Below are 1,532 nucleotides of genomic sequence, written 5' to 3'. Positions count from 1 at the left end.
TTTTTGTGGAGAGTTTGATCCTGGCTCAGGATGAACGCTGGCGGCGTGCTTAACACATGCAAGTCGAACGGAAAGGCTCCTGCTTGCAGGGGTACTCGAGTGGCGAACGGGTGAGTAACACGTGGGTGATCTGCCCTGCACTTCGGGATAAGCCTGGGAAACTGGGTCTAATACCGGATAGGACGATGGTTTGGATGCCATTGTGGAAAGTTTTTCGGTGTGGGATGAGCTCGCGGCCTATCAGCTTGTTGGTGGGGTAATGGCCTACCAAGGCGTCGACGGGTAGCCGGCCTGAGAGGGTGTACGGCCACATTGGGACTGAGATACGGCCCAGACTCCTACGGGAGGCAGCAGTGGGGAATATTGCACAATGGGCGCAAGCCTGATGCAGCGACGCCGCGTGGGGGATGACGGCCTTCGGGTTGTAAACTCCTTTCGCTAGGGACGAAGCGTTTTTGTGACGGTACCTGGAGAAGAAGCACCGGCTAACTACGTGCCAGCAGCCGCGGTAATACGTAGGGTGCGAGCGTTGTCCGGAATTACTGGGCGTAAAGAGCTCGTAGGTGGTTTGTCGCGTCGTTTGTGTAAGCCCGCAGCTTAACTGCGGGACTGCAGGCGATACGGGCATAACTTGAGTGCTGTAGGGGAGACTGGAATTCCTGGTGTAGCGGTGGAATGCGCAGATATCAGGAGGAACACCGATGGCGAAGGCAGGTCTCTGGGCAGTAACTGACGCTGAGGAGCGAAAGCATGGGTAGCGAACAGGATTAGATACCCTGGTAGTCCATGCCGTAAACGGTGGGCGCTAGGTGTGAGTCCCTTCCACGGGGTTCGTGCCGTAGCTAACGCATTAAGCGCCCCGCCTGGGGAGTACGGCCGCAAGGCTAAAACTCAAAGGAATTGACGGGGGCCCGCACAAGCGGCGGAGCATGTGGATTAATTCGATGCAACGCGAAGAACCTTACCTGGGCTTGACATACACCAGACCGGGCCAGAGATGGTCTTTCCCTTTGTGGTTGGTGTACAGGTGGTGCATGGTTGTCGTCAGCTCGTGTCGTGAGATGTTGGGTTAAGTCCCGCAACGAGCGCAACCCTTGTCTTATGTTGCCAGCACGTTATGGTGGGGACTCGTGAGAGACTGCCGGGGTTAACTCGGAGGAAGGTGGGGATGACGTCAAATCATCATGCCCCTTATGTCCAGGGCTTCACACATGCTACAATGGTCGGTACAACGCGTCTGCGAGCCTGTGAGGGTGAGCTAATCGCTGTAAAGCCGGTCGTAGTTCGGATTGGGGTCTGCAACTCGACCCCATGAAGTCGGAGTCGCTAGTAATCGCAGATCAGCAACGCTGCGGTGAATACGTTCCCGGGCCTTGTACACACCGCCCGTCACGTCATGAAAGTTGGTAACACCCGAAGCCAGTGGCCTGTCACAAGGAGCTGTCGAAGGTGGGATCGGCGATTGGGACGAAGTCGTAACAAGGTAGCCGTACCGGAAGGTGCGGCTGGATCACCTCCTTTCTAAGGAGCTT

1 rRNA gene is annotated in these 1,532 nt (G+C 56.6%); it reads left to right on the top strand.

From position 1 onward, the window contains the following. Positions 1 to 2: 2 nt before the first annotated feature. Positions 3 to 1,521 (top strand): 16S ribosomal RNA (locus O5O53_RS11520). Positions 1,522 to 1,532: the final 11 nt, after the last annotated feature.

The sequence above is a fragment of the Corynebacterium faecium genome (assembly GCF_027257105.1).
In the GTDB taxonomy this organism is placed as follows: Bacteria; Actinomycetota; Actinomycetes; order Mycobacteriales; family Mycobacteriaceae; genus Corynebacterium; species Corynebacterium lehmanniae.
The sequence above is the reverse complement of the archived record's forward strand: the minus strand, read 5'-3'. Positions and strand labels throughout refer to the sequence as shown.